Origin of the sequence: Streptomyces thermospinosisporus, from assembly GCF_039526425.1 — a bacterium.
GTDB lineage: Bacteria > Actinomycetota > Actinomycetes > Streptomycetales > Streptomycetaceae > Streptomyces > Streptomyces thermocarboxydovorans.
Map to the genome: position 1 here is coordinate 1 of NZ_BAAAIZ010000123.1, position 1,368 is coordinate 1,368.

Sequence of the window (1,368 nt, forward strand, 5' to 3'; positions counted from 1 at the left end):
CCGCTCCCGCTCGCCCGGAGCGAGCATCTCCAGCGCGGACACCGGCCGCGACGGCTCGGCGACGGCGGCGGACAGCAGCGTGTTGAGGTGTTCCCCGAAGCGGGCGATCGTCGGCTCGTCGAAAAGGTCGGTGCTGTACTCGACGAGCGCCCGGAGCCCGCCCTCGTGTTCCTCGAACTCGACGGTGACGTCGAACAGCGCCGAGTCCCGCTCCAGCGGGTAGTCGTCGACGCGGACATCGCCGAGACCGGGCCGCATGCCGGGGGCGTTCTGCAGCACCACCATCGCCTGCACCAGAGGGGTGCGGCTGGTGTCACGCTCCGGCTGGACCGCTTCCACCAGACGCTCGAAGGGGACGTCCTCGTGGGCGAACGCCTCGAGCACCGTCTCCCGCACCTGCTCCAGCAGCTCCTCGAAGGAGGCGTCGGGGTCGATGTCGGAACGCAGGACGACCGTGTTGACCAGGAAGCCGACCAACTGCTCCAGGCCCGCTCCGCTCCGGCCGGACGAAGCGGTGCCGACGGCGATGTCGTGCTGCCCTGTGTAGCGGGCGAAGACCGTCTTGACCGCCGCCGTCAGCGCCATGAACAGGGTCGCGCCTCGCGTACGCGCCAGCTCCTTGAGCCCGTCCACCGTGGTGGCCGGTACGTCGAAGCCGTGGACGGCGCCCCGGGACGAACGGACGGCCGGGCGGGGCCGGTCGGTGGGCAGGTCCAGCGGAGAGATGCCGGCGAGACGGGAGCGCCACCAGTCGAGCTGCTCCTCCAGCAGGCCTCCGTCCTCCAGCCGGGCGCGCTGCCAGGCGGCGAAGTCCGGGCACTGCACGGTGACTTCGGGCAGTCGAGGCTCGCGGCCCTCGGTCCGTGCCGTGTACAGCTCGCCCAGCTCCCGCGAGACCACGCCCATGGACCAGCCGTCCGTGATGATGTGGTGCATACCGAGGACACACACGTGATCGTCGGGGCCGAGCCGGACCAGAAGGACCCTGACGAGCGGACCGGTGCGCAGGTCGTAGGGACGGACCAGCTCCTCCTGCGCCAATTCACGCAGGTACTGCTCGGTCGTGGCCTGGACGACACGCCACTCCGGCTCCAGCACGGGGTGGACGATCTGCACACCGCGGCCGTCGACCATGTCGAACGTCGTCCGCAGTGCCTCGTGGCGGGCCACCAGATCACCGACCGCCGCGCGGAGCGCGGCAGGGTCCAGGGGGCCGGACAGACGCAGCCCGACGGCCGAGTGGTACTCGGTGCCGCCCTCGTTGAAGTCCTCCAGGAACCACAGCCGCTGCTGGCCGAAGGACATCGGCAGCAGACCGTCGCGCGACGCGGCCGGTATCGCCGGGGCGTCGGCCGCCTCGTCCTCCTC

General features: G+C 71.3%; 1 protein-coding gene. It reads right to left on the reverse strand.

Annotated features, from left to right (window positions below; translation table 11 throughout):
* Window positions 1–1,368, reverse strand: a 1,368-nt coding sequence (locus ABD207_RS30105) for a condensation domain-containing protein (RefSeq protein WP_344016437.1), incomplete at both ends; no start/stop codon positions are given.